The 25,870-nt window shown below is 58.9% G+C and carries 24 protein-coding genes; 9 read left to right on the forward strand and 15 right to left on the reverse strand.

Annotated features, from left to right (window positions below; genetic code table 11):
* Positions 1 to 354: 354 nt before the first annotated feature.
* Positions 355 to 1,554: a tyrosine--tRNA ligase gene (gene tyrS / locus BMY73_RS26090; protein WP_092410745.1), complete on the reverse strand. Its 1,200-nt coding sequence runs from the start codon at positions 1,552 to 1,554 to the stop codon at positions 355 to 357.
* 211 nt (positions 1,555 to 1,765) lie between these two features.
* Between tyrS and BMY73_RS26095 the strand changes: the two genes are divergently transcribed.
* A complete protein-coding gene (locus BMY73_RS26095) occupies positions 1,766 to 3,199 on the forward strand; it encodes a peptidoglycan DD-metalloendopeptidase family protein (protein WP_092410747.1) in 1,434 nt (477 codons plus the stop codon).
* 3 nt (positions 3,200 to 3,202) lie between these two features.
* Positions 3,203 to 4,294 (forward strand): anhydro-N-acetylmuramic acid kinase, encoded by a 1,092-nt coding sequence (locus BMY73_RS26100; RefSeq protein ID WP_062385146.1) that lies wholly within the window; start codon positions 3,203 to 3,205, stop codon positions 4,292 to 4,294.
* 59 nt (positions 4,295 to 4,353) lie between these two features.
* Here BMY73_RS26100 and erpA read toward each other — a convergent pair whose 3' ends face one another.
* On the reverse strand, positions 4,354 to 4,704 hold the full coding sequence (erpA, locus tag BMY73_RS26105; protein ID WP_062385148.1) for an iron-sulfur cluster insertion protein ErpA: 351 nt from the start codon (positions 4,702 to 4,704) through the stop codon (positions 4,354 to 4,356).
* A 175-nt stretch (positions 4,705 to 4,879) separates the two neighbouring features.
* Entirely contained in the window at positions 4,880 to 5,914 is a 1,035-nt protein-coding gene (gene argC / locus BMY73_RS26110) for an N-acetyl-gamma-glutamyl-phosphate reductase (RefSeq protein ID WP_092410749.1), read from the reverse strand.
* 135 nt (positions 5,915 to 6,049) lie between these two features.
* Between argC and hemJ the strand changes: the two genes are divergently transcribed.
* The 5 genes from hemJ (at position 6,050) to coq7 (ending at position 9,483) form a co-directional block, all read left to right on the forward strand.
* Positions 6,050 to 6,475, forward strand: coding sequence for a protoporphyrinogen oxidase HemJ (gene hemJ, locus BMY73_RS26115; protein ID WP_062385152.1), 426 nt, complete (start codon positions 6,050 to 6,052; stop codon positions 6,473 to 6,475).
* 44 nt (positions 6,476 to 6,519) lie between these two features.
* Positions 6,520 to 7,443, forward strand: coding sequence for a DUF805 domain-containing protein (locus BMY73_RS26120; protein WP_092410751.1), 924 nt, complete (start codon positions 6,520 to 6,522; stop codon positions 7,441 to 7,443).
* Between the two features lie 57 nt (positions 7,444 to 7,500).
* Positions 7,501 to 8,286, forward strand: a complete 786-nt coding sequence (locus tag BMY73_RS26125; RefSeq protein ID WP_062385156.1) for an SDR family NAD(P)-dependent oxidoreductase — start codon at positions 7,501 to 7,503, stop codon at positions 8,284 to 8,286.
* A gap of 86 nt (positions 8,287 to 8,372) precedes the next feature.
* On the forward strand, positions 8,373 to 8,711 hold the full coding sequence (locus BMY73_RS26130; protein WP_092410753.1) for a histidine triad nucleotide-binding protein: 339 nt from the start codon (positions 8,373 to 8,375) through the stop codon (positions 8,709 to 8,711).
* Positions 8,712 to 8,835: 124 nt separating this feature from the next.
* Positions 8,836 to 9,483, forward strand: a complete 648-nt coding sequence (coq7, locus tag BMY73_RS26135; protein ID WP_062385159.1) for a 2-polyprenyl-3-methyl-6-methoxy-1,4-benzoquinone monooxygenase — start codon at positions 8,836 to 8,838, stop codon at positions 9,481 to 9,483.
* A 104-nt stretch (positions 9,484 to 9,587) separates the two neighbouring features.
* Here coq7 and speD read toward each other — a convergent pair whose 3' ends face one another.
* A complete protein-coding gene (gene speD, locus BMY73_RS26140; RefSeq protein WP_062385160.1) occupies positions 9,588 to 10,382 on the reverse strand; it encodes an adenosylmethionine decarboxylase in 795 nt (264 codons plus the stop codon).
* Positions 10,383 to 10,621: 239 nt separating this feature from the next.
* Complete coding sequence (locus BMY73_RS26145; protein ID WP_062385162.1) at positions 10,622 to 11,044, reverse strand: OsmC family protein; 423 nt, start codon at positions 11,042 to 11,044, stop codon at positions 10,622 to 10,624.
* 208 nt (positions 11,045 to 11,252) lie between these two features.
* On the opposite strand from BMY73_RS26145, the gene crp reads away from it, so the two are divergent.
* On the forward strand, positions 11,253 to 11,897 hold the full coding sequence (crp, locus tag BMY73_RS26150; RefSeq protein ID WP_062385164.1) for a cAMP-activated global transcriptional regulator CRP: 645 nt from the start codon (positions 11,253 to 11,255) through the stop codon (positions 11,895 to 11,897).
* Between the two features lie 14 nt (positions 11,898 to 11,911).
* Here crp and BMY73_RS26155 read toward each other — a convergent pair whose 3' ends face one another.
* From BMY73_RS26155 to BMY73_RS26170, 4 genes are read right to left on the reverse strand one after another with little or no spacing between them, the layout of a single operon-like run.
* Positions 11,912 to 12,607 (reverse strand): lipoate--protein ligase family protein, encoded by a 696-nt coding sequence (locus BMY73_RS26155; RefSeq protein WP_092410755.1) that lies wholly within the window; start codon positions 12,605 to 12,607, stop codon positions 11,912 to 11,914.
* A gap of 34 nt (positions 12,608 to 12,641) precedes the next feature.
* Positions 12,642 to 13,478, reverse strand: coding sequence for an indole-3-glycerol phosphate synthase TrpC (gene trpC / locus BMY73_RS26160; RefSeq protein ID WP_092410757.1), 837 nt, complete (start codon positions 13,476 to 13,478; stop codon positions 12,642 to 12,644).
* Positions 13,475 to 14,524 (reverse strand): anthranilate phosphoribosyltransferase, encoded by a 1,050-nt coding sequence (gene trpD, locus BMY73_RS26165; RefSeq protein ID WP_062385549.1) that lies wholly within the window; start codon positions 14,522 to 14,524, stop codon positions 13,475 to 13,477. Before trpD ends, trpC begins: the two co-directional genes overlap by 4 nt.
* Before the next feature lie 18 nt (positions 14,525 to 14,542).
* A complete protein-coding gene (locus tag BMY73_RS26170; RefSeq protein ID WP_092410759.1) occupies positions 14,543 to 15,142 on the reverse strand; it encodes an aminodeoxychorismate/anthranilate synthase component II in 600 nt (199 codons plus the stop codon).
* A gap of 463 nt (positions 15,143 to 15,605) precedes the next feature.
* Here BMY73_RS26170 and estP point away from each other — a divergent pair, with 463 nt between their 5' ends.
* Positions 15,606 to 17,546, forward strand: a complete 1,941-nt coding sequence (gene estP, locus BMY73_RS26175) for an esterase EstP (protein ID WP_092410761.1) — start codon at positions 15,606 to 15,608, stop codon at positions 17,544 to 17,546.
* Between the two features lie 165 nt (positions 17,547 to 17,711).
* Here estP and trpE read toward each other — a convergent pair whose 3' ends face one another.
* From trpE to BMY73_RS26205, 6 genes are all read right to left on the reverse strand, one after another.
* Positions 17,712 to 19,193: an anthranilate synthase component I gene (trpE, locus tag BMY73_RS26180; protein ID WP_092410763.1), complete on the reverse strand. Its 1,482-nt coding sequence runs from the start codon at positions 19,191 to 19,193 to the stop codon at positions 17,712 to 17,714.
* A 70-nt stretch (positions 19,194 to 19,263) separates the two neighbouring features.
* Complete coding sequence (locus BMY73_RS26185) at positions 19,264 to 20,082, reverse strand: phosphoglycolate phosphatase (protein ID WP_062385176.1); 819 nt, start codon at positions 20,080 to 20,082, stop codon at positions 19,264 to 19,266.
* Entirely contained in the window at positions 20,082 to 20,753 is a 672-nt protein-coding gene (gene rpe / locus BMY73_RS26190) for a ribulose-phosphate 3-epimerase (protein WP_062385178.1), read from the reverse strand. Before rpe ends, BMY73_RS26185 begins: the two co-directional genes overlap by 1 nt.
* A 278-nt stretch (positions 20,754 to 21,031) precedes the next feature.
* The gene (locus BMY73_RS26195; protein WP_092410765.1) at positions 21,032 to 22,456 is read right to left on the reverse strand and encodes a hypothetical protein; all 1,425 of its coding nucleotides are present in this window, start codon (positions 22,454 to 22,456) and stop codon (positions 21,032 to 21,034) included.
* Between the two features lie 71 nt (positions 22,457 to 22,527).
* Positions 22,528 to 23,691, reverse strand: coding sequence for an iron-containing alcohol dehydrogenase (locus BMY73_RS26200; RefSeq protein WP_062385181.1), 1,164 nt, complete (start codon positions 23,689 to 23,691; stop codon positions 22,528 to 22,530).
* Positions 23,692 to 23,886: 195 nt separating this feature from the next.
* Complete coding sequence (locus BMY73_RS26205) at positions 23,887 to 25,260, reverse strand: sigma-54 interaction domain-containing protein (protein WP_092410767.1); 1,374 nt, start codon at positions 25,258 to 25,260, stop codon at positions 23,887 to 23,889.
* Between the last annotated feature and the right edge of the window lie 610 nt (positions 25,261 to 25,870).

The following is a 25,870-nucleotide window of genomic DNA, read 5'->3' on the forward strand; positions in this document are numbered from 1 at the left end:
AAGAGCGGTTGGTCAAGAGCCTTTCGTCTCAACCGAGGCGCGCATTCTACAGCGTCCTCTGTATCTGTCAAGCGGTTATTTTCAGAAGTTTTCAAAGTTTCCTTTGCAACTTCAACCACTTGCGCTTCGTTCGACTTGGCGTCTCACGTCAGCGGGAGGCGAATTCTACAGCGTTACAACCTGCTGTCAACTGCCTTTTTCACCGCTGTCGATTCAAGCATCTGAACCGAAGCCCTTCCTCGCCGCTTACTTCGTCCAACTCGTTGATTATCAAGGAGTTTTCCGTTTCGTCTGCGCCGGAAGTGGGGCGAATTATAGAGACATTCAGAGGAGCGTCAAGCACTTATTCAAACTTTATTCCAAATTCAGCGTAACGCGCCCAAAAGCCTTCTTACCCGCCTGACAGACATGGGTAGCACCCAGCTTGAAGATGAAGCTGCGATCAACAACCTCTCCATCTATACGTACGCCACCGGAGGTCAACAGGTCGCGAGCCACTGCCGAGTTCTTCACCAGGCCTGCCTTATTAAGGACGGCAGCAATTGGCATATCCTCAGCACCCGACACAGCGATTTCCGGCAGATCTTCCGGCAGCTCGCCATCCTTCATACGGTTACCCGCAGAACGGTGCGCCGAAGCAGCAGCTTCCTCGCCATGGAAGCGCGCAACGATCTCTTCTGCCAGCTTGATTTTGATGTCGCGAGGATTCGCACCCGCCTCACAATCAGCCTTGAAGCCATCGATCTCTTCCATGCTGCGGAAGCTCAGCAACTCAAAGTAGCGCCACATCAGCGCATCAGGAATCGACACCAACTTGCTGTACATAATGCCTGGCGCTTCCTGGATACCCACGTAGTTACCCAGAGACTTGGACATCTTCTTCACGCCGTCCAGGCCTTCAAGCAACGGCATGGTCAGTACGCATTGAGCTTCCTGACCATACGCACGCTGAAGCTCACGCCCCATCAGCAGGTTGAACTTCTGATCGGTACCGCCCAGCTCGACATCGGCACGCAACGCAACCGAGTCGTAACCTTGCACCAGCGGATACAGGAACTCATGGATGGCAATCGACTGGTTCGACTTGTAGCGCTTGTCGAAGTCGTCACGCTCAAGCATGCGAGCCACGGTGTATTGCGAGGACAGGCGAATGAAGTCGGCAGGGCTCAGTTGATCCATCCAGGTGGAGTTGAATGCCACCTCGGTCCTGGCGGGGTCAAGAATCTTGAAGACCTGGGCTTTATAGGTTTCCGCGTAGTCGAGCACCTGCTCACGCGTCAGCGGAGGGCGCGTTGCACTCTTGCCGCTTGGGTCGCCGATCATGCCGGTGAAGTCGCCGATCAGAAAAATCACCTGATGGCCCAGTTCCTGAAACTGGCGAAGCTTATTAATAAGCACCGTGTGACCCAGGTGCAGGTCGGGCGCCGTAGGGTCAAAACCGGCCTTGATGCGCAGTGGCTGACCACGCTTAAGCTTCGCGACCAGTTCGGACTCGACCAGGAGTTCATCCGCGCCACGCTTGATCAGCGCTAGCTGCTCTTCAACCGACTTCATAACAGCCCCGTAATGCCTTATTTCAAAGGGAAACAACCATACAAGATCAACGCCCAAATACAAGTTCTGACAGCAGAAGGGAGACGAATCGGGACGCGATCCGCACACGCGCTTGCCTCGGGGAGGATTTGGTTATATTTTATACAGTTATTTCATCTTCATCATGTCATTCATCTTTTCCATTTCATCTTTTTCAAAGTCAAAATTACCTATGAACGACACTCCGCCTAAAGCGCCTCCGCTTTATCCGAAGAGCCACCTGGTAGCTGCAAGCGGTATCGCGGCGCTGCTGAGCCTGGCCCTTCTGGTTTTTCCATCCAGCGATGTCGAAGCCAAGAAAACCAATCTCACCCTCGAACTGGACACGCCCGTCGATCAGTTCAAGCAGGAACAAGACGCTCAAGATCAGAGAAAAGCCACAGAAGATACGTCAGCTTCTCCTTTTGCTCAGATCGACAATGCTGCCGACGAACCTGAAGATACCGCCGCAACCAAACCGCCAGCCAAGCCCGAAGTCGCTGCGGCGACCGCTGCAAAAAGCCCTCTCCATAAGGAAATTGTCGTCTCCAAAGGCGATACGCTTTCGACGCTTTTCGAAAAGGTAGGCCTGCCACCCGCCGCTGTTCATGAAGTCATTGCCAGCGACAAGCAGGCCAAGCAGTTCAGCCAGCTTAAAAACGGTCAGGTTTTGCAGTTTGAGCTGACGCCGGATGGCAAACTCAAACAACTGCACAGCAAACTCAGCGATCTTGAAAGCATTAGCCTTTCAAGGACCGACAAGGGCTATACCTTCACCCGCGATGTGAGCAAGCCCAACGTCCGCACCGCTTACGTCCACGGTGTGATCACCAATTCGCTGTCGCAGTCGGCACAGCGTGCAGGCCTGAGTCACAGCATGACCATGGACATGGCCAACATCTTTGGCTATGACGTCGACTTCGCTCAAGACATCCGCAAGGGCGACGAATTTGACGTGATCTACGAGCAGAAAGTCGCCAACGGCAAGACGGTCGGCACGGGGAACATCCTGTCGGCGCGTTTTACCAACCGCGGCAAGACTTACACCGCTGTGCGCTACACCAACAAGCAAGGCAATACCAATTATTACACCGCCGACGGCAACAGCATGCGCAAGGCGTTCATCCGCACGCCGGTTGAGTTCGCCCGTATCAGCTCCATGTTCTCCATGGGGCGCAAACACCCGATTCTGAACAAGATTCGCGCGCACAAAGGCATCGACTATGCTGCACCTCGCGGCACGCCAATCAAGGCGACGGGCGATGGCAAAGTCATTCTGGCGGGTCGCCGCGGTGGTTACGGCAATACCGTGATCATCCAGCACGGCGAAACCTACCGCACGCTTTACGGCCATATGCAGGGTTTCGCAAAAGGCATCCAGACCGGCAGCAGCGTCAAACAGGGCCAGGTCATCGGCTATATCGGAACAACCGGTCTGTCGACAGGTCCGCATGTACATTACGAGTTCCAGGTAAACGGCGTTCACGTTGACCCGCTGGGTCAGAAGCTGCCAATGGCAGACCCGATCGCCAAGTCCGAAAAACAGCGGTTCATGCAGGAGAGCCAACCACTGATGGCGCGCATGGACCAGGAAAAGGCCACCATGCTGGCCTCGAGTAAGCGCTGACCCATGACTTTATATGTAGGTGTAATGTCCGGAAGCAGTCTTGATGGACTCGACTTCGCGCTCGTAAAACAGGATGACCGACCACGCTTGCTCGGCACCTACTACATTCCTATGCCTGAGGAACTGCGGGCCGAACTGCTTGGCCTTTGCTCAAGCGGTCCGGATGAACTGGCTCGCGCGGGGATTGCCGAGCAGAAGTGGGTCCGTCTGGCGGCGCAAGGCGTGCTTGCATTGCTGGACCAGCAAAACGTCCTCGCGGGTGAGATACGCGCCATCGGCAGCCACGGCCAGACGATTCGTCATGAGCCCGCGCGAGGCTTTACCGTCCAGATCGGTAACCCCGCCCTGCTTGCAGAGCTGACCGGGATTACCGTTGTCAGTGATTTCCGCAAGCGCGACATCGCTGCTGGTGGTCAAGGTGCGCCGCTGGTCCCTGCATTCCATGAAGCATTGTTCGACGACAACAAGGACTACCGCGCTGTCCTGAACGTCGGAGGATTCAGCAACCTTAGCCTGATCGAGATCGACAAGCCCGTGTCCGGCTTCGACTCCGGCCCGGGCAACGTGTTGCTGGACGCCTGGATTCAGGCCCAACGCGGATTGAGCTATGACAAGGACGGCGCGTGGAGCGAAAGCGGGACGGTTAACGCCGATTTGCTGAAGTCCATGTTGAGCGACCAGTTCTTCCAGACCAAAGGCCCGAAGAGTACCGGGCGCGAGGTGTTCAACCTGGGTTGGGTTCACCATCACCTGTTCCAGTTGCCAACGCTGAAACCTGAAGACGTGCAGGCGACATTGCTGGAGGTCACCGCGTTGAGCATCACCGAGTCGCTGCAATCGGCTCAGGCACAGACCAAGGAACTGCTGGTCTGCGGCGGCGGCGCCCACAACAAGGCACTGATGAAACGATTGGCTTTACTGCTGCCCAATACAAAGGTCTCGAGCACAGCCGAATTTGGTGTGGATCCTGACTGGGTTGAAGCAATGGCGTTCGCGTGGCTAGCTCATTGCGCGATGGAAAACGTCCCGGCCAACCGCCCAAGCGTCACCGGCGCCAAAGGCCTTCGCGTTCTGGGTGCGATCTACCCGGCGTAATCCCAGCCCAACGCAAAACGCCGCGCATATGCGCGGCGTTTTCGTTTACAGCCCGTGAATCAGATCGAGAAGGACGAACCGCAACCACAGGTCGTGGCAGCATTCGGGTTCTTGATCACAAAACGAGAACCCTCAAGACCTTCCTGATAGTCCACTTCTGCGCCGGCCAGGTACTGGAAGCTCATAGGATCGACGACCAGGCTTACGCCCTCTCGCTCAACGATGGTGTCATCGTCAGCCACGTCTTCATCGAAAGTAAAGCCGTACTGGAAACCGGAACAGCCACCGCCCGTGACAAACACCCGCAACTTCAGGCGATCATTGCCCTCTTCGTCGACCAGGGTTTTCACCTTGTGCGCTGCACCTTGCGTGAATTCCAGAGCCGTAGGGGTGAAGGTTTCAACGCTCATGCTCGATATCTCCCGGCGCTAAGCCGTCATAATGCGTAATGCGCGCATTATCCGCTTGTCCTAGAAAATTGGTCAACTATTCTGACGGCGCGACAAGCTTCAAGCGATGAGCTGCAAGCGAGAAGCATGACATCGCTTCCAACCTGCAGCTGACGCTTGCCGCTCGAAGCTGCTATCAAGGCAACAGTGCGGCGTGGGACAGCCCCATGCGCTCGTCCAGCTCGAACATGATGTTCATGTTCTGCACAGCCTGACCCGAGGCACCTTTGACGAGGTTGTCGATGACCGACAACACCACCACCAGATCGCCATCCTGAGGACGGTGTACCGCGATGCGGCAGACATTGGCGCCGCGTACGCTACGGGTTTCAGGGTGGCTGCCCGCCGGCATCACATCGACGAACGGCTCATTGGCGTAGCGTTTTTCAAACAGAGCCTGAAGGTCAACCGACTTGTCGACGACGGTCGAGTACAGCGTCGCGTGAATCCCCCGAATCATCGGCGTCAGGTGCGGCACGAAGGTCAATCCGATGTCGCCGCCTGCTGCACGGCGCAATCCTTGACTGATTTCCGGCAAATGGCGATGTCCTTTTACGGCATAGGCCTTGAAGCTCTCGCTGGTTTCGGCATACAGCGAGCCAACGCTGGCACCGCGACCCGCCCCGCTGATGCCGGATTTGCAGTCGGCAATCAGGCGAGCCGGATCGGCAAGGCCGGCTTCCAGCAAGGGCAGAAAGCCCAATTGAGTGGCGGTCGGGTAGCAACCTGGAACAGCGATCAGGCGAGCGCCCTTGATTTTCTCGCGATTGACTTCAGGCAGACCGTAGACCGCCTCGTCGAGCAAGTCTGGCGCGCCATGGGGCTGGTTGTACCACTTGGACCATTCCACTGGGTCCTGCAGACGGAAGTCAGCTGACAGGTCGATGACTTTGGTGCCTGCTGCCAGCAACTCACCGGCCAGGGCATGAGCAACACCATGCGGGGTGGCGAAGAACACGACATCGCAAGCACCCAGCACCTTCACGTCAGGCACGCTGAACGCCAGCCCGTCGTAGTGGCCTCGCAGGTTCGGGTACATGTCGGCGACGGGCAAACCTGCCTCGGAGCGCGAGGTGATCGCGACCACTTCAGCCTGTGGATGCTGTGCCAGAAGACGCAGCAACTCGACGCCGGTGTAACCCGTGCCACCGACGATACCGACCTTGACCATAACCTGCCCCCTCAACGAAACCACTGGAAAGCCGGTGATGATAGGAGTCCAGCGCGCTTGGGACAACCGTAGACGTGACGTACGGGCACGCAAGCCACTACTATTTGCGCCACCCGTGCCCCTGGAAAAACCAAAATGCTCTATCTGTGGATCAAAGCGCTGCACATTGTTTCGATGGTCTGCTGGTTCGCCGGCCTGTTTTACCTCCCCCGCCTGTTCGTGTACCACGCCATGAGCGAAGACACCGTGAGCCGCGAGCGTTTCTGCACCATGGAGCGCAAGCTCTATCGCGGCATCATGGGACCGGCGATGATCGCCACGCTGGTATTCGGCATCTGGCTGATTACACTCAGCCCAGGGTTCCTTCAGCAAGGCTGGTTACACGCCAAACTGACGCTGGTCGTGCTGTTGATCGGTTATCACCACATGTGTGGTGCGCAGGTCAAACGCTTCGCCCGAGGCGAAAAAGGCCGCAGTCACGTTTTTTATCGCTGGTTTAACGAAGTCCCGGTACTGATCCTGCTCGCCGTTGTCATCCTGGTGGTGGTGAAGCCGTTTTGATCACCCGGTAGTGACGCATTCAACTCAAGACAAGGAAGCCAAGCATGGCGGAACACTTCAAGATCGTTTTCGAAGGACAGCTGCGAACGGGTGTCGATCTGGAAACGGCACGCCTGAACCTGGCGCAGTTGTTCAAGAGCGACGTGTCGAGCATGGATCGGCTGTTCACCGGCAAGCCCGTGACCGTGAAACGCGGGCTGACGCAGGATGACGCGCAGCGCTATATGAAAGCCTTAAACGATGCAGGCGTTGAAGCCCGTATCGAGCCCGAAGAGCCGGTCAGCTGGACCCTTGAAGAAATCACCGCGCCTGAACCACAGAAGGCGGTTTTCGAACCTGCCGCCTCGCCTTACGCACCTCCGCGCGCATCGATGGCCCAGGACTGGCCGGCGGTCGGAGAGCTCAAGGTCTTCACGATCCAGGGTCGAATTGGTCGTCTGCGCTACCTGGCCTGGAGCATGGTGATGGTCTTCGCGCTCATGGCGGCCCTCATGCTGTGCCTTCAGGTCATGGCTATTTCGTTAACCGCCGGCGGTTTGCTCGCGACGGTGCTCTTCGTCGCCTTCGTCGTGATCAGCATCCAGATCGGAGCCCAGCGCCTGCACGACGCCGGATGGTCCGCCTGGCTGCTTCTGTTGAACCTGGTGCCAGTGGTCGGTGGTTTTTTCCCGCTCTTGATGATGGCTGTTCCCGGCAACAGCGGGCCAAATCGATACGGCCCACCACCGCCGCCGAACACTCGGTCCGTCAAAGTGCTCGCCACCTTATGGATTGTCTTCCTTGCGCTGTTATTCGTGGGCGGGATGATGGGAGGCTTGCAGAAGATTCAAGATCAGGTTGAGGCCACGACCGGAGAGTATGAGCAGACGTTGCCCAACGATGATGATTCGGACGACGCCACCCAACCTGTTGTCCCTGTAGATCCTGCCGATGCCGGTGACTCTTCCGACAGCGAAGACGACCAATAACTGTCTGGCAGCAAGGAGGCTGTCTCAACACGTGCTATACGTTCATTGGAGAACCGCATGACCCGTTACGCCCTGGTCACTGGCGCATCCAGCGGCATCGGCCTTGCCATGGCTGAAGCCCTGGCCCGCCGTGGCCGCAGCCTGATTCTCGTCTCGCGCCACCGGGACATGCTGGAAAGCATTGCACTGGAGTTCACTCAGCGCTTCGGCGTCGAGGTGTTGTTTCGCGCCTGCGACTTAGGTGAACCCTTACGACTCTCGGGTTTCCTGCTTGAACTGGAAGAAGGCGAGCGACAGATCGATCTGTTGGTGAACTGCGCCGGCATCGGCAACAGCGGACCGTTCCTGGCTCAGGAATGGGCGCAGGAACAAGACTTGCTGGACCTCAACGTGCTGGCGCTGACCCGTCTTTGCCACACCGTGGGCAACCTGATGGCCGTGCAGGGCGGCGGGCAGATTCTCAACGTTGCCTCGATCATGGGTTTCCAGCCGGGCCCCTGGATGAGCACCTATGCTGCCAGTAAGGCTTACGTGCTGCACTTTTCAGAAGGTCTGCGCGAAGAACTGAAAAAGACCGGGGTGAAGATTTCGGTATTGTGTCCAGGCCCAACCAGAACTTCGTTCTTTCGTACGGCACAACTGGATGCAGACAGGTTCACCGACGAGAAGACGATGACCGCCGAGGAGATTGCGCTGTACACGGTTCGCGCCCTCGACAAGAACCGAGCGATCATTATTCCCGGCAGACGAAATCGCCTTCTTGCGCAACTGCCGCGCCTGACAGGTCGCTGGATGACGCGGAAAATCTGGGGGTCGATGCTGAAGTCGCGCGCCTCGGTCTGAGTCGCTTGACGGCAGAAACGCTGGGCGTACGCAGTGACGCTCAGTACACTCGGTCTACTCCCCACAAGAAACGGAGCAACAAGGCTGTGGAAACTCTGTTCACCAAGATCATCAATCGGGAAATACCGGCGAAGATCATCTATGAAGATGCCCAGGTGCTGGCCTTTCACGACATCGCCCCACAGGCACCGGTGCATTTTCTGGTCATCCCGAAAAAGCCGATTCCTACGCTCAATGACGTGACCGAAGATGACAAGGGCCTGCTCGGCCACATTCTCTTCACCGCGCAGCGTCTGGCGAAGGAGCAAGGTTGCGAGGACGGCTTCCGGGTGGTCATGAACACCAATGAGAAAGGCGGTCAGACCGTCTATCACATTCATATGCATGTTCTGGGCAAACGCCAGATGACCTGGCCACCGGGCTGAGTCGGAAATTCAACGACTTACATCCGCCGAGCGTCTAAAACGAGCCTCGGCGGGCTGACGCAGGACAAGCCTCGTTACATCGATTGAGGTAGACTGGCCGCCGTGGATTTATCCGGAGGTGCCCATGGCTACCGAACGTCACTACTCCCCTGTCGACCGTTTCCTTCTGCAAGCCGACGCTGCGATGAAAACACTGCTGCCTGCCAGCGCGCATGCCCATCGCCCCTCGCCTGCGATCGTTCAACCCGACACCAAGATGAGCGAAGTCGACACCAAACATGTCGCCGGCCTCATGCGCATTAACCATACAGGCGAAGTCTGTGCTCAGGCGTTGTATCAGGGACAAGCCCTGACCGCCAAACTGCCGCATGTGCGCAAAGCGATGGAGCACGCTGCCGAAGAAGAAATCGACCATCTGGTGTGGTGCGAACAACGCATCCGTCAATTAGGCAGCCACACCAGCGTGCTCAATCCCTTGTTCTATGGCATGTCGTTCGGCATTGGCGCGGTTGCTGGCTTGATCAGCGACAAAGTCAGCCTGGGGTTCGTTGCAGCCACTGAGGATCAGGTCTGCAAACATTTGAACGAGCACCTGGAGCAGTTGCCGATCGAGGACCAAAAGTCTCGCGCCATTCTCGAACAGATGCGTACTGACGAAGAACAACACGCCGAAGGGGCTATTGAAGCAGGCGGATTCCGCTTTCCCCGTCCGGTCAAATTCGGCATGAGCGTCCTCGCCAAGGTCATGACCAAGAGCACCTACCGGATCTGATGACCCCGCCCTGATAGCGCCAGTCTCATGCAAACAAGGCGCGACACGATAATCAACAAAAAGGCGCCTCGATGGGCGCCTTTTTGTTCATGCGGGACGCATCATCAGCTCGGCATGTTACGGCCGTAGAAGATTTCCAGCATTTCGTGTTTCACACGCTCGGTCACCTGTTCGCGCTGCTCTGGCGAGAGGTTGCTGGTCGCATCGCCGAACAGGTAGTTATCCAGTTCGAACTGCTTGAGCAGCATTTTGGTGTGGAACAGGTTTTCCTGATACACGTTCACGTCAGTCATCTGATAGCTGTCGCGCGTGTCTTCGGAAAGGTAATTCTGGATCGAGTTGATTTCGTGATCGATGAAGTGCTTCTTGCCTTCTACGTCACGGGTGAAACCGCGCACGCGATAGTCAACGGTGACGATGTCGGATTCGAATTTGTGAATCAGATAATTCAGGGCCTTCAGCGGGGAAATCACGCCGCAAGTCGACACATCGATATCCACACGAAACGTCGCGATACCGTCGACCGGGTGAATTTCCGGGTAGGTGTGGACCGTGATGTGGCTCTTGTCGAGGTGAGCAAGAATGGTTTCCGGCAACGGACCGGGCGATTCTTCGATCTGGCTGTCGGTCGGAGTCACCGGCTGCTCGGAGATCAGGATCGTGACACTGGCGCCTTGCGGATCGTAGTCCTGACGCGCGATGTTCAGGATGTTGGCACCAATGATATCGACAACGTCAGTGAGAATCCGCGTCAGGCGTTCTGCGTCGTACACACTGTTGATGTACTCGACGTAGGCCTGCTGGTCCTGCGGGGTTTCCGCATAGCAGATGTCATAGATGTTGAAGCTCAAGGTCTTTGTCAGGTTGTTGAACCCGTGGAGCTTGAGTTTGCTTTTCACCGTTAAAAACTCTCTATATGGGTGCGGCCCAGGCCGCGTGATCAAGCATGCCCGTCAACTGAGCCCGGCTTAGTTGCGTAGGACGGTTAACACCTCTTCGCGTTGGCGATTTTGGTTGTCTGGTCGGAGGCGAGCCGGCAGAGCTCCGGCGGTCGCGCCCTGAAAAAGGGGCGCATTATGCAGACCTCGGAAGTCGCATGCCATAGCCTGCGCCGTATTTGTGAAAATTGGGCGTTGAATCAGCCCAATTCGATAATTTCGTAATCGTGGGTAATTTCAACGCCCGCATTGCCCAGCATGATAGATGCCGAGCAATACTTTTCGGCGGACAGCTCGATGGCACGTTTGACCTGGGTCTCTTTCAAGCCACGACCTTTGACCACGAAATGCAGGTGAATTTTGGTGAACACCTTCGGGTCTTCGGTGGCGCGTTCGGCCTCCAGAAACGCTTCGCAACTCTCGACCGGCTGACGAGCCTTTTTCAGAATGCTCACCACGTCGAAGTTGCTGCACCCGCCCAGGCCAATCAGCACCATCTCCATCGGGCGCACGCCCAGGTTACGACCGCCGCTCTCAGGCGGGCCATCCATCACGACCACGTGACCGCTGCCCGATTCGCCGAGGAACATGGCCTCACCCGCCCATTGAATACGCGCTTTCATCCCCAGGACTCCACTGCTTGAAAAAAAGGCGGTCAGCTTAGCACAGGGCCATGGTGTCGCTGAGTGGACCGGAAATGTCGATAAGTGAAAGAAATGTAGGAAATTTCCGAAAAAATGGCTAATTGCCGCTGCTGAACTGTGACAAATGAGAAATACTGCCGATACCTTTAAGAATGCCTCAGGGCGCAGTTTTTTACGGGATACAGCCATGGTCACCATGACCCCTCCGAACAAAGTGAAGCTGGTCGACAAACTTCTTCCTCACGCACAACGAAGGCGCTGCGCCGCCAAGAGCAACATCATCTGCGCGGGCGAACAATCCGATTCGCTGTACCTGATCATCAAAGGGTCGGTCACGATCCTGATCGAGGACAACGAGGGCCGCGAGATGATTGTTGCTTATCTGAACAGTGGCGATTTCTTCGGCGAACTGGGCCTGTTCCAGCAAGCGGCGACCGGCTCACAGCGCAGCGCCTGGGTGCGAGCCAAGAGTGAGTGCGAGGTCGCTGAAATCAGCTACACGAAATTCCGTGAGTTGAGTCAGCATGACCCCGAACTGATGTACGCAATCGGCGGACAAATGGCCGAGCGCCTGCGCAACACTACGCGCAAAGTGGGCGACCTGGCGTTTCTGGACGTCACCGGACGCGTAGCGCGCAGCCTGCTCGACTTGTGCAAACAGCCAGATGCCATGACGCACCCCGACGGCATGCAGATCAAGATCACCCGTCAGGAAATCGGTCGTATCGTGGGCTGTTCACGCGAGATGGTCGGGCGTGTGCTCAAGTCGCTGGAAGAACAGAAACTGGTGCACGTTCGCGGCAAGACGATGGTGGTCTTCGGCACTCGCTGAAAGCGTGAACGCGGCTACAGGCGGGCGAACATGTCCGTGTAACGCTGACTCAAACGGTCCAGAAAATCAGGCGCGGCGAACAACTCGTGCAGGGCGATATGACTCTGCGCACGACAGCGCTGTTCGAGCTCGCACATCTGATTGAAACGGTTGACGGCATTGACCATGTCAACCCGCTCGTTATCCAGCAGCATTGCGCCATGGGCCAGCACCACCGGCCGTCGCCCACCCTGCCCCTGACGCCAGCGCTGGGCCGTCCCGACCATCTTGCGATCGTTCAGATTGACGTTGAAACGCCCGTCGCAGAAAGCGCCGTCAACTTCGCCCAGAGAAGCGGCGCCACCGAGATCGGTCAACACATCGAGCATGGGCTGGCAAAGGCGCATGTAAGCGTTTTCGATACGATCCTTATCCAGATCCGATTTGGGCTGAACATAGACCAACGCGACGTTCACTGTCGCAGGCGACTGCGGGACCGGTTCCCCGCCGCTTTCACGCAGCAGAACCGGCCAACCGATATCGGCCAGGGTCTCGCTGGCTTCGGTGAAGCCACCCAAACGGCTCAAGCGACGCGGCATCACCAGTGCGTGGTCACTGGGTCGCCAGAACAACAGACCATGGTCGGCATCGCCTGCGCAGACCGAGGCCAAAAGGTCCTGTTCAGCCTTGAGGCCGGCTTCAACGCAGATGTCGATTACCTGAGTCGTCATGATGACACCTCGTTCCGACGGGCCCGTAACCGTTTCAATCCAGGGCGCTGGACTTGATCGCCGTGCCTTTTTCCGGGAAAAACAGGCGCTGCAACTCCACCCCCGGCTTTTCGGCGCGCATGAATGCTTCGCCGACCAGGAACGAGTACACGTCGTTGATCTCCATCAACTCGACATCGGCACGGTTCAGAATGCCGCTTTCCGTGACGACCACCCGATCACGCGGAATGCGCGGGAGCAGGTCCAGTGTGGTTTCCAGGCTGACATCGAAGGTGTGCAGATTACGGTTGTTGATGCCTACCAGCGGGGTATCGAGGGTTTTCAGCGTACGCTCCAGCTCCTCACCGTCATGCACTTCAACCAGCACATCGAGCTGGTTGGCTTTGGCGACGGCGGCCAGTTCGGCCATTTGCACGTCGTCCAGTGCCGAGACGATCAGCAGGATGCAGTCGGCACCCAACGCACGCGCTTCCACGATCTGATAGGGATCGATCATGAAGTCCTTGCGGATCACCGGCAGCTTGCAGGCACCGCGTGCTTCTTTGAGGTACGCGTCAGCGCCCTGAAAGAAGTCGATATCGGTCAGCACGGACAGGCAGGTCGCGCCGCCCGCCTCGTAGCTTTTGGCGATCTCAGCGGGCTGAAAGTTCTCGCGAATCACACCCTTGCTCGGCGACGCCTTCTTGATTTCGGCGATGACTGCAGGCTGCTTGCGTTTCGCTTGTTCGATCAACGCCTTGGCAAAACCGCGCGGACCGTCAGCCGTGGCCACCAGGGTTTCCAGCTCGGACAAGCTGACGCTGGCGCGCCGCGCCGCGACCTCTTCGGCCTTACGGGCGAGAATCTTTTCCAGTACCGTCGGCACGCTCATCCTTCGTTCTCCTGTTTGAATACCGCAGTAAAAGCACCCAGCTCTTCAAGCTTCTCGCGTGCCAGCCCGGTGTGCAGCGCATCGTGTGCCAGTGCCACGCCTTCCTTCAGAGAGGAGGCATGATCGGCAGCGTACAGCGCGGCGCCTGCATTGAGCACAATCATTTCGGCCGCTTTCTGACCGTTCTCGGTTTTGCGTCGACCCAGCGCATCCCGGATCAATTCCAGTGACTGCGCAGGGCTGTCGACCACCAGACCGAACAGGCTCTGGCTCTTCATGCCCAGGTCTTCCGGTTGCACCCAGTACTCGGTGACTTCGCCGTTCTTGAGTTCAGCGACAAAGGTGGGCGCCGCCAGGCTGAATTCGTCCAGGCCGTCCTGTGAGTGAACCACCAGCACATGCTCGCTGCCCAGACGCAGCAGCACTTCGGCCAGCGGGCGGCACAGGGCCTGGCTGAACACGCCGACGACCTGGTGCTTGACGCCTGCCGGGTTAGTCAGTGGACCCAGCATGTTGAAAAGCGTGCGCAGGCCCAGCTCCTTGCGCGGACCAGCGGCATGTTTCATTGCCCCGTGATGGGTCTGCGCGAACATGAAGCCGATGCCGACGCTGTCGATGCAGCGGGCCACCTGAACGGGCGTCAGGTTCAGATAAACACCCGCCGCCTCCAGCAGATCAGCGCTGCCACTTTTACCGGAGACAGCACGGTTGCCGTGTTTGGCGACCGTGCAGCCCGCCGCCGCGATGACAAACGACGCGGCCGTCGAGACGTTGAAGATATTCGCCCCGTCGCCGCCGGTGCCGACAATGTCGACCACGCCGTGGAGGGTCTTGAGTTCAACCTTGTCGGCCAGTTCACGCATGACCGAGACCGCGCCGACGATCTCGTCGATGCTCTCGCTCTTCATGCGCATTCCCATCAGGAAGGCACCGATCTGCGCCTGAGTACACTGGCCGGTCATGATTTCGCGCATGACGTCGCGCATTTCGTCGGTGCTCAGGTCCAGTTGCGTCACAACCCGGCCCAGCGCCGTCTTGATATCCATTGCCATATCGAAGTGCCCTTAACCCTGACGAGTGCCGCCGGTCTGCTTGAGGAAGTTGGCGAACAGCTCGTGACCCTGCTCGGAAAGAATCGACTCCGGGTGGAATTGCACACCCTCGACGTTCAGCGTCTTGTGGCGCAAGCCCATGATCTCATCCACGGAACCGTCTTCGAGCTGGGTCCACGCGGTCACTTCCAGGCAATCGGGCAATGTTTCGCGCTTGACTACCAGCGAGTGATAACGCGTGACCGTCAGCGGGTGTTTCAACCCTTCGAACACCCCTTTGTTTTCGTGGATCAGGTCGCTGGTCTTGCCGTGCATCACCTGACGCGCACGCACGACATCGCCGCCAAAGGCCTGGCCGATGGACTGATGACCCAGGCAAACGCCCAGCACAGGCAGCTTGCCAGCGAAGTGCTTGATCACGTCGATGGACACGCCTGCTTCATTCGGGGTGCAGGGCCCCGGGGAAACGACGATGCGCTCGGGGTTCAACGCCTCGATTTCAGCGACGGTCATTTCGTCGTTACGGATCACTTTAACGTCGGCGCCCAGTTCGCCCAGGTATTGCACGACGTTATAGGTAAAAGAGTCGTAGTTATCGATCATCAGCAGCATGGTGCTTAACCCTTAGAATTACTGACTTCAAACGTGGCCTTCCGTTTTCCACTCGCGATTGAGCACAGAGAGCGCAGGAGATGATCCGGCGAGGCACTGCTAAACCGAGGTTTCAGAAGGCGTATCAATACAGATCCGGCGAGGCCGGCGGGAGAAATAGTCAGGCGCGCCAACGCCAACGGGCGTGAGCCTTGATAACGCGCATCAAGAGTTTGCTGACAATAGACACAGGAAAGGTCTCGTTCATACGTTGCCGCACAGTAGCGTACCGCCGCATATGGCGCAATATCGCAATGCTGTGTGGCGGCGCTCGGGCGCTATTTGGCGTGATTTCAGCACGTTAGAAGTACAGATGAGCCTTACATAGCCGGCGCAGTATGTGTGTCCGCTGACACAGACGTGGCGAACGGTGTCGTGGCTGCTACCTTCTCGTACAGCGATAAAAACAAGAAAGGACTTCCTTATGCTCAAAGCAACGTTGCATGGGCCATTCGCGGCCTGTCTCCTCGCGCTCGCCTGTTCCTCGGCGATGGCGGCCTCCTCACCCTATTCAACGATGATCGTGTTTGGCGACAGCCTCGCCGACGCCGGCCAGTTTCCCGACGCGGGGGGACCGCCCGGCGCTACGCTGCGCTTCACCAATCGCGTGGGTCCTACCTACCTGGACGGCAGCGGCGAAGTGTTTGGCTTGAACTCATCGACCTTGTTGGGCGGGAGGCTGGGGGTGGCACCGGGCGACCTGCAGTCATCAACGTCGCCGGTCCGAGCAGCGCAGGGTCTGGCTGACGGCAACAACTGGGCAGTCGGTGGCGATCGAACGGACCAGATCCTTCAAGCGATCACCACCCAGTCTCAAGTCGCCGATACGGATACCGCCACGGGCGTGACCACCGTTTTCCGGACGAGACCGGGTTATCTCGTAGAAACCGGCTTTCGCGCCGATCCGAATGCGCTGTACTACCTGACGGGCGGTGGTAACGACTTCCTGCAAGGTCGGGTGCTGAGCCCGGGACAAGCGGTCAGCGCCGCGAACAATCTGGCGGACAGTGCCCAGGTGCTGTCGCAGGCAGGCGCTCGCTACATCATGGTCTGGCTGCTGCCCGATATTGGGCAGACACCCGCCGTATTCGGCACGCCGCTGCAAATCCCCTCTTCCCTGCTCAGTGGCGTGTTCAATCAACAACTGGTGAATCGCCTCGGGCAAATCAATGCCGAGGTGATCCCCTTGAACGTGCCGGGCCTGGTCAGGGAAGTGCTGGCCGAACCTGCGCGCTACGGTCTGGCGGCAGACCAGAATCTGGTCAGCACCTGCTTCAGTGGTAATAACTGCACCGCCAACAGCGTTTACGGCATCGGCGGGCTCACGCCGGACCCGACGAAACTGCTGTTCAACGATGGCGTTCATCCAACGGTCGCAGGGCAGCGCCTCATCGCCGACTACGGTTATTCGATTCTGTCTGCCCCGTGGGAGATCACGCTGTTGCCGGAAATGGCCAACGGCACCTTGCGCGCACAACAGGATGAGCTGCGCAGTCAGTGGCTGGCCGACTGGGGCACCTGGCAAAACGTGGGCGAGTGGCGTGCGATCGTCGCCGGGGGCGGCCAAAAACTGGACTTCGATGCGCAGAGTGCTTCCGCCAGCGGAGACGGTCACGGGTACAACCTCACCGTGGGCGGCAGTTACCGTTTCGCTGAAGAATGGCGCGCGGGTCTGGTCGCGGGAGCCTATCGGCAGACACTGGAAGCGGGCCCACGAGACTCGGACTACACGCTCAATAGCTACATCGCCACGGCGTTTGTGCAGTTTCAGGCGAATCATTGGTGGGCTGATCTGGCAGCGTCGGGCGGACGGCTGGACTACGACAACCTCAAGCGTAAATTCGCGTTGGGCATCAGCGAAGGTGGCGAAAAAGGCGACACGAATGGCGATCTGTGGGCCGTCAGCGGCCGACTGGGTTTTGACCTTGCCGAGCAGACCAGCCGCTGGCATTTCTCGCCCTTCATCAGCGCCGACTACTCGCATGTCGAGGTGGACGGTTACTCGGAGAACAGTACTCGGGCGACCGCACTTAACTACGACGATCAGACCCGCCGATCAAAGCGGCTGGGAGCGGGCTTACAGGGCAAGTTCGACGTCACACCGCAAACCCAGCTGTTTGGCGAGGTGGCGCATGAGCGGGAATTCGACACTGATCAGCAGGACGTGACCATTGCCCTGAACAGCGTGCCCGGCGTGGATTTCAATCTGCAAGGCTATGAGCCGCAGCGCAGCCTGAACCGCGCCAGTGTGGGTCTGAGTCAGAAGCTGGCCCCGGACCTCACCCTGCGTGCCGGCTACAACTGGCGCAAGAACGATGACGTGACGCAGCAAGGGGTGAATCTGGCGTTGAGCCTGGATTTTTAACGCCGCTTAAGAATGTAGGAGCGCGCTTGCCCGCGATGAGGTGGGTACATCCGCTGCACATTTTGCGTCAGACATTCAGTCTTCGCGGGCAAGCGCGCTCCTACAGGAGATTTGGGCCACACATAAAAAACGGCGCCATGGGTGCCGTTCTTATGACTAACCAATTCACACTTCAGGGGTCTGCTCTGCCAACGCCACCGCGCGGAACATGGCGCGACGTTTGTTCAGGGTTTCTTCCCACTCAAGCGCGGGCACCGAGTCGGCAACGATGCCGCCACCGGCCTGAACGTGAAGTTCGCCGTTCTTGATCACCGCAGTGCGAATGGCAATCGCCGTGTCCATGTTGCCGTTCCACGCCAGATACCCGACCGCCCCGCCGTAAACGCCACGCTTGACCGGCTCGAGCTCGTCGATGATTTCCATCGCGCGAATCTTCGGCGCACCCGACAACGTGCCTGCCGGCAGGATAGCCCGCAGGGCGTCCATGGCGGTCAGGCCGGCTTTCAACTGGCCAGTCACGTTGGACACGATGTGCATGACGTTCGAGTAACGTTCGATGACCATCTTCTCGGTCAGCTTCACCGAGCCGATTTCCGAAACGCGGCCCGTGTCGTTACGACCCAGGTCGATGAGCATCAAGTGCTCGGCGATTTCCTTGTCGTCGGACAGCAGGTCGACTTCGAGCGCGTGGTCCGCTTCTTCGGTCGCGCCACGAGGACGCGTGCCGGCGATAGGACGCACGGTAATCAGGTTGTCTTCGACCCGCACCAGCACTTCCGGCGAACTGCCGACGACATGGAAGTCGCCGAAGTTGAAGAAGTACATGTACGGCGTCGGGTTGAAGCAACGCAGCGCGCGGTACAGATCGATCGGCGCAGCCTTGAAGTCGATGGACATGCGCTGCGACGGCACGACCTGCATGCAGTCGCCGGCCAGGATGTATTCCTTAATGGTGTCGACGGCTTTCTCGTAATCACCCTGCGTGAAACTGGAGCGGAACACCGGATCGGCGGCCTGTGGACGGGTCAGGTCCAGACCACGACGCGGGGTGATCGGCTGACGCAGTTTGTCCATCAACTGTTCCAGGCGCGCCCGGCCGCTTTCGTATGCCTCTGGCTGAGCAGGGTCGACCAACACGATGGCGTGCATCTTGCCCGCCAGGTTGTCGAACACCACCACGGCATCGGACACCATCAGCAGGATGTCCGGCACGCCCAGCGGATCCGGGTTCGGGCAGGCGCCCAGACGCGGCTCTACATAACGTACGCAGTCGTAACCGAAATACCCCACCAGACCGCCATTGAAGCGCGGCAGACCGGCAACGGTCGGCACGTTGTAACGCGCCTTGAAGGTTTCGACGAACGCCAGCGGATCTTCGGCTTCAAGACGTTCGATCTCGGCACCGTCCCGGGTCACGCTGATGGTGTGCCCATGCACACGCATGACCGTGCGGCAGGGCAGCCCGATGATCGAATAACGGCCCCACTTTTCGCCGCCTTGCACCGATTCCAGCAGATAGGAATTCGGCTCATCGGCAAGCTTCAGATAGATCGACAGCGGCGTGTCGAAGTCGGCCAGGGTTTCGTGGGCAAGCGGAATGCGGTTGTAGCCGTCAGCGGCCAAACGCAGGAATTCTTCGCGGGTCATGATCAGCCTCGTGGTCTGAGGGTAAAACGGTCAGGTGTGCAAACGCGCCGGAGGTCCGGCCAGATTCAAGTCAGGCGCGCCAACGCCAACGGGCCAGGGCCTTGATGACTTTCATCCAGAGTTTGCGAGTGACCACCACGATGGATTCTCTAAAGGAGGGGGCTTTGACGTCGGGCAACGTTATCTCAGCCCCAAGATCTAAGCAACCGGGAATAAGCTTGCGCAAATCGTCGATCACCAGCGCCGGAGATTCCTCGGCAATCGGGCGACCGTGGTTATAGCCGTAGCTCAATGCAACGCACGCGACACCGGCGGCTTTGGCGGCCAGCACGTCGTTGCGCGAGTCACCGACAAACAGTGATTGCGAGCCCGGCGCACCGGCCATTTTCATCACGAAGAACAGCGCCGCAGGATCAGGCTTCTGTTGCGGCAAGGTATCGCCGCCGACGATCCAGCGAAAGAAGCGGCCCAGCTTCATGTCATCCAGCAGAGGCGCGACGAACTGCTCGGGCTTGTTGGTGATGAGGGCCATTTCCACGCCGTTTTTCTGCAGCCATTTCAGCGTTTCACGCACGCCGGGATAGACCTTGGTCAGCGAATGGTCGCCGCCATAGGCCTCCATGAAAATCGCCAGCGCCGACTCAGTGGACGCCTCGTCCACGCCGGAATGATCCATGTCGTTGGCCAGTGCACGGCGTACCAACACGCGCACGCCGTTGCCGATCCAGTCGCGCACGCGCTCGATACCCGCCGGCGCGCGTCCGAGCTGGATCAGGGTTTTGTCCACAGCTGCTGCCAGATCCGGCACCGAATCGACCAGGGTCCCATCCAGATCGAACATGATCAGTTTGGGCAGGCGACCTGGAAACAGCTGTTCGAAGCCGCTCATCAACGCGCCAACGCCAGTTCTGCACGCATTTTCTCAATGACCTCTTGGTAGTCCGGCGCATTGAAGATAGCTGAACCTGCAACAAACGTGTCGGCGCCCGCGGCAGCGATTTCGCGGATGTTGTTGACGTTGACGCCCCCGTCGATTTCCAGACGGATGTCACGGCCGGACGCATCGATCAGCGCGCGTGCTTCGCGCAGCTTGTTGAGCGTGCCGGGAATGAACTTCTGCCCACCAAAACCCGGGTTGACGCTCATGAGCAGGATCATGTCGACCTTGTCCATGACGTACTCGAGCAGGTTCAGCGGCGTCGCCGGGTTGAACACCAGACCCGACTTGCAACCGCCTTCGCGGATCAGTTGCAGGGAGCGGTCGATGTGCTGGGTCGCTTCCGGATGGAACGTGATGTAGGTCGCGCCGGCCTCGACGAAGTCGCCGATGATGCGGTCGACGGGGCTGACCATCAAGTGAACGTCGATGGGCGCAGTGATGCCGTACTTGCGCAGCGCCGAGCACACCATCGGACCGATGGTCAGGTTGGGGACGTAGTGGTTGTCCATGACGTCGAAGTGGACGATGTCGGCGCCAGCGGCCAGGACATTGTCGACTTCCTGACCCAGACGGGCGAAATCGGCGGAGAGAATCGACGGAGCAATAACGAAGGGCTGCATGACGCACCTTTTTGAGCGAAATCACGGTGGCGCGCATTGTACTCCAAGAGTTTGAAACGTGGGTCGGGTGGCGGATGAATGCGGTTTCCCGTGAATCCAGCCGCGATCCGTTTGAGAGCTGCCGAAGGTTACGACGGTGGCGAAAGCGGTGTGTCAGAACACCAGCATTCGCCACCGTCGTAACCTCCGGCAGCTCCCACAAAGTGGGCTGTCTCCAAACACTGGATGGGTGTCCAACTTCTTGGGGACAGTCCAGAGCGGAATCACCAGAAGCAGAATCAATCCACCAACGCTTCTTCCTTCACGCATTCGGCCTTGGCGACTGGCTTGGCGTCAACCGCCTTCAAATCCTTGCTGAACGTTCCGTCCACTTCCCCCTTGAAGAAGTTCTTGCCATAGATCAGCAGGCACAGCACCACGCCGATGCCGAACGCCCAGCTCGCGCCCTTGATCGCCAGGACTGCGCCTATCACGCCCGCAATCCCCAGGTCACGCTGGCTCCGCGCTTCGAGGATGCCCAGACGCACACTCACGTAGCCCTGGATCAGTAGGGTCAGCGACAGCGCCACACCGAGAATCGGCTGAACCAGGGTCACGACCGGCAACAGCAGCAAGCCGGTATTGGTGCCCCAACGGAACGAGCCCACGCCGCCGATGATCGACTGCATGGCCTTCGGTCCCCCTTTGAAACGCTCGATCACCACGACCAGCATCGCGGCCCATTTCGGGCCACACATCGCCACGTCCGGACCGAAGATGCTCATGAACGCGTTACGCGCCCCGAAGATCAAGTGAGCGCGATCAGGGTTGTAGTCCACGACTTCATCGGTCCGCACGGTTTCCGCTTCGTCGAGCAGCGACTTCGCACTGAGCACATCACCAAAGACGATGATGTACACCGCCAGCATGGTCGGCAGCGCGGAGATAAACATCGACAATGGCGGCATGCCCAGGCCAAACACGGTGTAGTGCTCCCACAACCCGGCAAAGTCCGGCTTGCTGATGCCCCACTGAATGGTCGGCCACGGCGCCTCACCGAACAGCGGTGCAATCACAACGGCCAAAAGGATGATCGGCAAGATGCCCAGTTTTGCGAAATTCCACCAGAAACGGTTGCGCTGTTTCAGCTCATTGAAATGCTGGGAGAAGATCAGGTAGAACGCGATGCCGACCGCAATGGAAATGGTCCACGGCAGCACATTGAATTTGCCGCCCACCTGAAAGACCGCGATCACTGCACTCAAACCGGCACCGACGATGATCCCGGACTTGATCGCGGACGGCACGTATTCGACGACCTTTTTCGCCATCCCGGTAGCCCCGAGCGCAATCGAGAACACCCCGAGCATCAGTTGGAAGGCAATCAAGGCATGGACACGCTCGGGCCCCATGGGGAATTGCGCACAGTAGGCCATCAGCAGCGGCACTGCCGGGGTGATCCAGCCGGGCACGGTCGGATCGCCAAGCAGGTGGTGCGTGAGGTAAAGCAACCCGTTCAGCATCACCACGGCCAGCGCGACCTCGAAGGGCATGCCCAGCAACTCGGTCATCAGCGGGATAGCGGCCAGGTCCACGGCACACATCAGCAGACCTTGCAGGTAATCCGGCATCTCGAACTTATAGTGAATGAACGGCAACCGCACCTTGAACGGGCCGAGCGGGATGTACGGGCTTTCGCTCCGCGGTTGGGGCGTGTTGGACATGGTCTGCACCTGTTTTATTGGTCTTGTAATGGCTGACGCCCGAACGGGTCGGGCGTGTTGGCGTTTCGGGATCAGTAGGCTGCGCGGTAGATTTTCTCGATGTCGGCGGCGGTCAGCTTGCGCGGGTTATTGCGCATCAAGCGGTCGATCTTGCTGGCCTCTTCCGCCATCGCAGGAATCGCATCTTCTGGCACGTTGAAGCTGCGCAGGCCGGACGGGATGTCCACGGCGGCGCACAGATCAGCCATGGCTTTGACGGCCTGATCGGCCGCGTCCTTGTCGCTCAACGCAGCGACGCGCACGCCCATGGCTTCAGCGATGTCGCGGAAGCGCTCGACGCACGCCATCTTGTTCCACTCCATTACGTACGGCAGCAACAAGGCATTGCTGACGCCATGGGCGATGTTGAAACGGCCGCCCAACGGGTACGCCAGCGCATGCACGGCGCCCACGCCAGCGTTGCCGAACGCCATGCCCGCCATCAGGCTCGCCGTGGCCATGTCTTCGCGGGCCTGCAGGCTGGATGGATTGGCGTAAGCCTTGGGCAGCGCCTTGGCGATCAGCTTGATGGCGCCCAACGCGATGGCGTCGGTGATTGGCGAAGCGTTTACCGACAGGTAAGACTCCACGGCATGCACCAGCGCGTCGACGCCACTGGCGGCAGTCACACTGCGCGGGCAGGTCAGGGTCATGATGGGGCTGACCAGCGCCACGTCCGGCAGGAGGTAGTCGCTGACGATGCCTTTTTTCAGTTGCGCTTCCTTGTCCGAAAAAATCGCCACATTGGTGACTTCCGAGCCTGTGCCTGCGGTGGTGGGGATCGCAATGAGTGGCGGGCCTTTACGCGTTACCAGATCGACGCCAAACAGCTCGGCGAGTGGTCCTCCATGGCCGGCAAACGCCGCAACCCCTTTGGCAATGTCGATGGCGCTGCCACCGCCCAGACCGATCAACCCGTCGTGGCCGCCGTCGCGATACGCACGGGTGCAGTCTTCGACGATGGAGATTTCAGGCTCAGGTTTGACCTGATCGAAGATGCCGTAGCGACGGCCTCCCAGCTGCGCCAGTGCCAGGTCGACGGTGCCGGACTTCACCAGAATGGCGTCCGTGACGATCAGGGGATTGTTGACGTTAAGGCGGGTCAGTTCAGCGGCAAGCTGTTCAATGGCCGCTTGGCCGGTGATCAGTTTGTTGGCGATTTTAAAGGCGCTGATTCGGGAGGCAGAGAGGCTCATCGGGCTCGTCCTGTGCGTTGTGTTATTGGAAGACGTGCAGGATGAGATAGCGAAAGCTGTGCCAATCCTCGCAAAGCCCCACGGCATGGGGCGCTGCGCGATCCACTCGACGCCCGCAGGGCTTTTGACCGATCAGTCCTGATTAGCTTTTTGATCGTTTTTGCAGGGCTTGATTGAAATCCTGATCAGAACGGCCTAATCAGATCGCTCCCAACGCTTCATCTTTTGCACCACGGTTGCCTGACTCACGCCGAGGGCCTTGGCCGCCAGGCGGGTGGTCTTGTGGGTCTGCAGCGCGGCGCGAATCGCAGCACGCTCGGCGTTTTCCAGCACCTTGCGCAAGGGCAAGCGGCCGTCGTCGGTGTTCTGCGGGTTGAGGTTTAGGATTTCCTCCGGCAGATCCAGCGCCTCAATGGTGCCGCTCTGATTGGTCACCACCAGGCGCTCAACGATGTTGATCAGCTCGCGAATGTTGCCGGGCCACGTGTATTCGCACATAAGATCGAGGGCTTCGAGGCTCCACTGCACCTGGCGTTCGTACCGGGTATTGAAGCTCTCGAGGTAGTAATGCAGCAGCGGCGGGATTTCTTCACTGCGCTCGCGCAGGGCCGGAATATGGATCGGCACCACGTTGAGTCGATAGAACAGATCCGCACGGAAGCGCCCCTCCGCCACCAACTGTTTGAGGTCGTGATGGGTGGCGCTGATGATGCGCACATCGACCTCTTTCAACTCAAGTCCGCCGACCGGGATAAACCGGTTCTCTTCGATGACCTTGAGCAGCTTCACTTGAACCGGCAGCGGCAGGTCACCGATTTCGTCGAGAAACAGCGTGCCGTGGTGCGCCAACTCCAGAAGACCGCGCTTGCCTTTCGGGCCCGCACCGGTGAAGGCGCCTGGCGCGTAACCGAACAGCTCGGCCTCGATCAGGTTTTCGGGCAGCGCGCCGCAGTTGAGCGCCAGAAACGGCTCGCTGGCGCGCGGGCTGGCGTTGTGGATGAACTGCGCAACGAGTGTCTTGCCGACGCCGGTTTCGCCTTGCAGCAGGACCTTCACTGAACTGCCGGCGACCTGTCGGGCCAGCGCGAAGACCCGCCCGGACACTTCCTGATCAGCCATCAGGGGAGAATGCAGAAGGTTGTCACGCTGACCAGCATGCAGCTTGGCCGTGCTGCTGCGCAGTTGTTTGAGCTGCTGAAGCTCGTCGCGCTCGTGCTTCATGCGCAGCAGTTCGGTCATGTCGCGAACCGTGCTGACCACGTAGGAAATACGGTGATCGGCATCGAGAATCGGCGTGGCGCTCACCAGCAGTTTCTTGCCCTGACTGAGGCTCTGCATCACCGACACCGGGCGTCCTTCCTGCAATACGCGCAACGAAGCTGATTGAGAAATGACGCCTTCCTTGACCAGTTCCTGCATGGGGCGGCCCATCAGGTCCGCGCCGCTGAGGCCGGTCAGGCGCTCATAGGCCCGATTGACCTTGAGCGTCTTGCCGTCACCGTCGGTGATGTAGACGCCGTCATGCAAAGCGTTGAGCAGTTCTTCGAAACTGGCGTCGTTGACGTTCACCGAGGGCTCCGTGCGTGGTTGATCGCAAGGAACGGAGTTTAAACGGTGAATAGGCAATTGATACAAACCCGAGGGTGGACAGGGGTCAGCCTGTAGGAGCGCGCTTGCCCGCGATTGCGTTGTGTCAGGCGATACCTTCGTCACAGACGCTCCGCGATTCGCGGGCAAGCGCGCTCCTACAGTTGATCTCCGGTGCTCACGACCCCCGAGCACAATCTGGGAGCAGGTTTAGGTAGCTGCCAGGGTGGCGCTCCGCCTTGTCCCGCGATCGGCCGGGAATCGGTCGTAAACCCAGCAAATGCGGTGTATCTGTTACAACGCATTCATAGGTTCTGCTGCCGGTTCCCGGCAGATCGCAGGCAAGCGCGCTCCTCCGGCAGAATCAGAAAGCAACGCAGCGGTCTGCCTCTGATCAACGTAGACGACGTTGGGCTTTTTAGTTTTTGAGGTTCGCGGTGGGTGGGTTTGTGGTTGGCATTGGCATTGGCATTGGCATTGGCATTGGGAGCAGATCCGTTATCTCGGGTGGCGCCGATTCACCTTTCCGCCCCTCCGGCGGGTCACTTTTGAAAAGGCACCAAAAGTAACCAAAAGTGCCCAGCTCCTGGTT

The organism is Pseudomonas sp. NFACC02 (assembly GCF_900110765.1).
Classification (GTDB): Bacteria; Pseudomonadota; Gammaproteobacteria; order Pseudomonadales; family Pseudomonadaceae; genus Aquipseudomonas.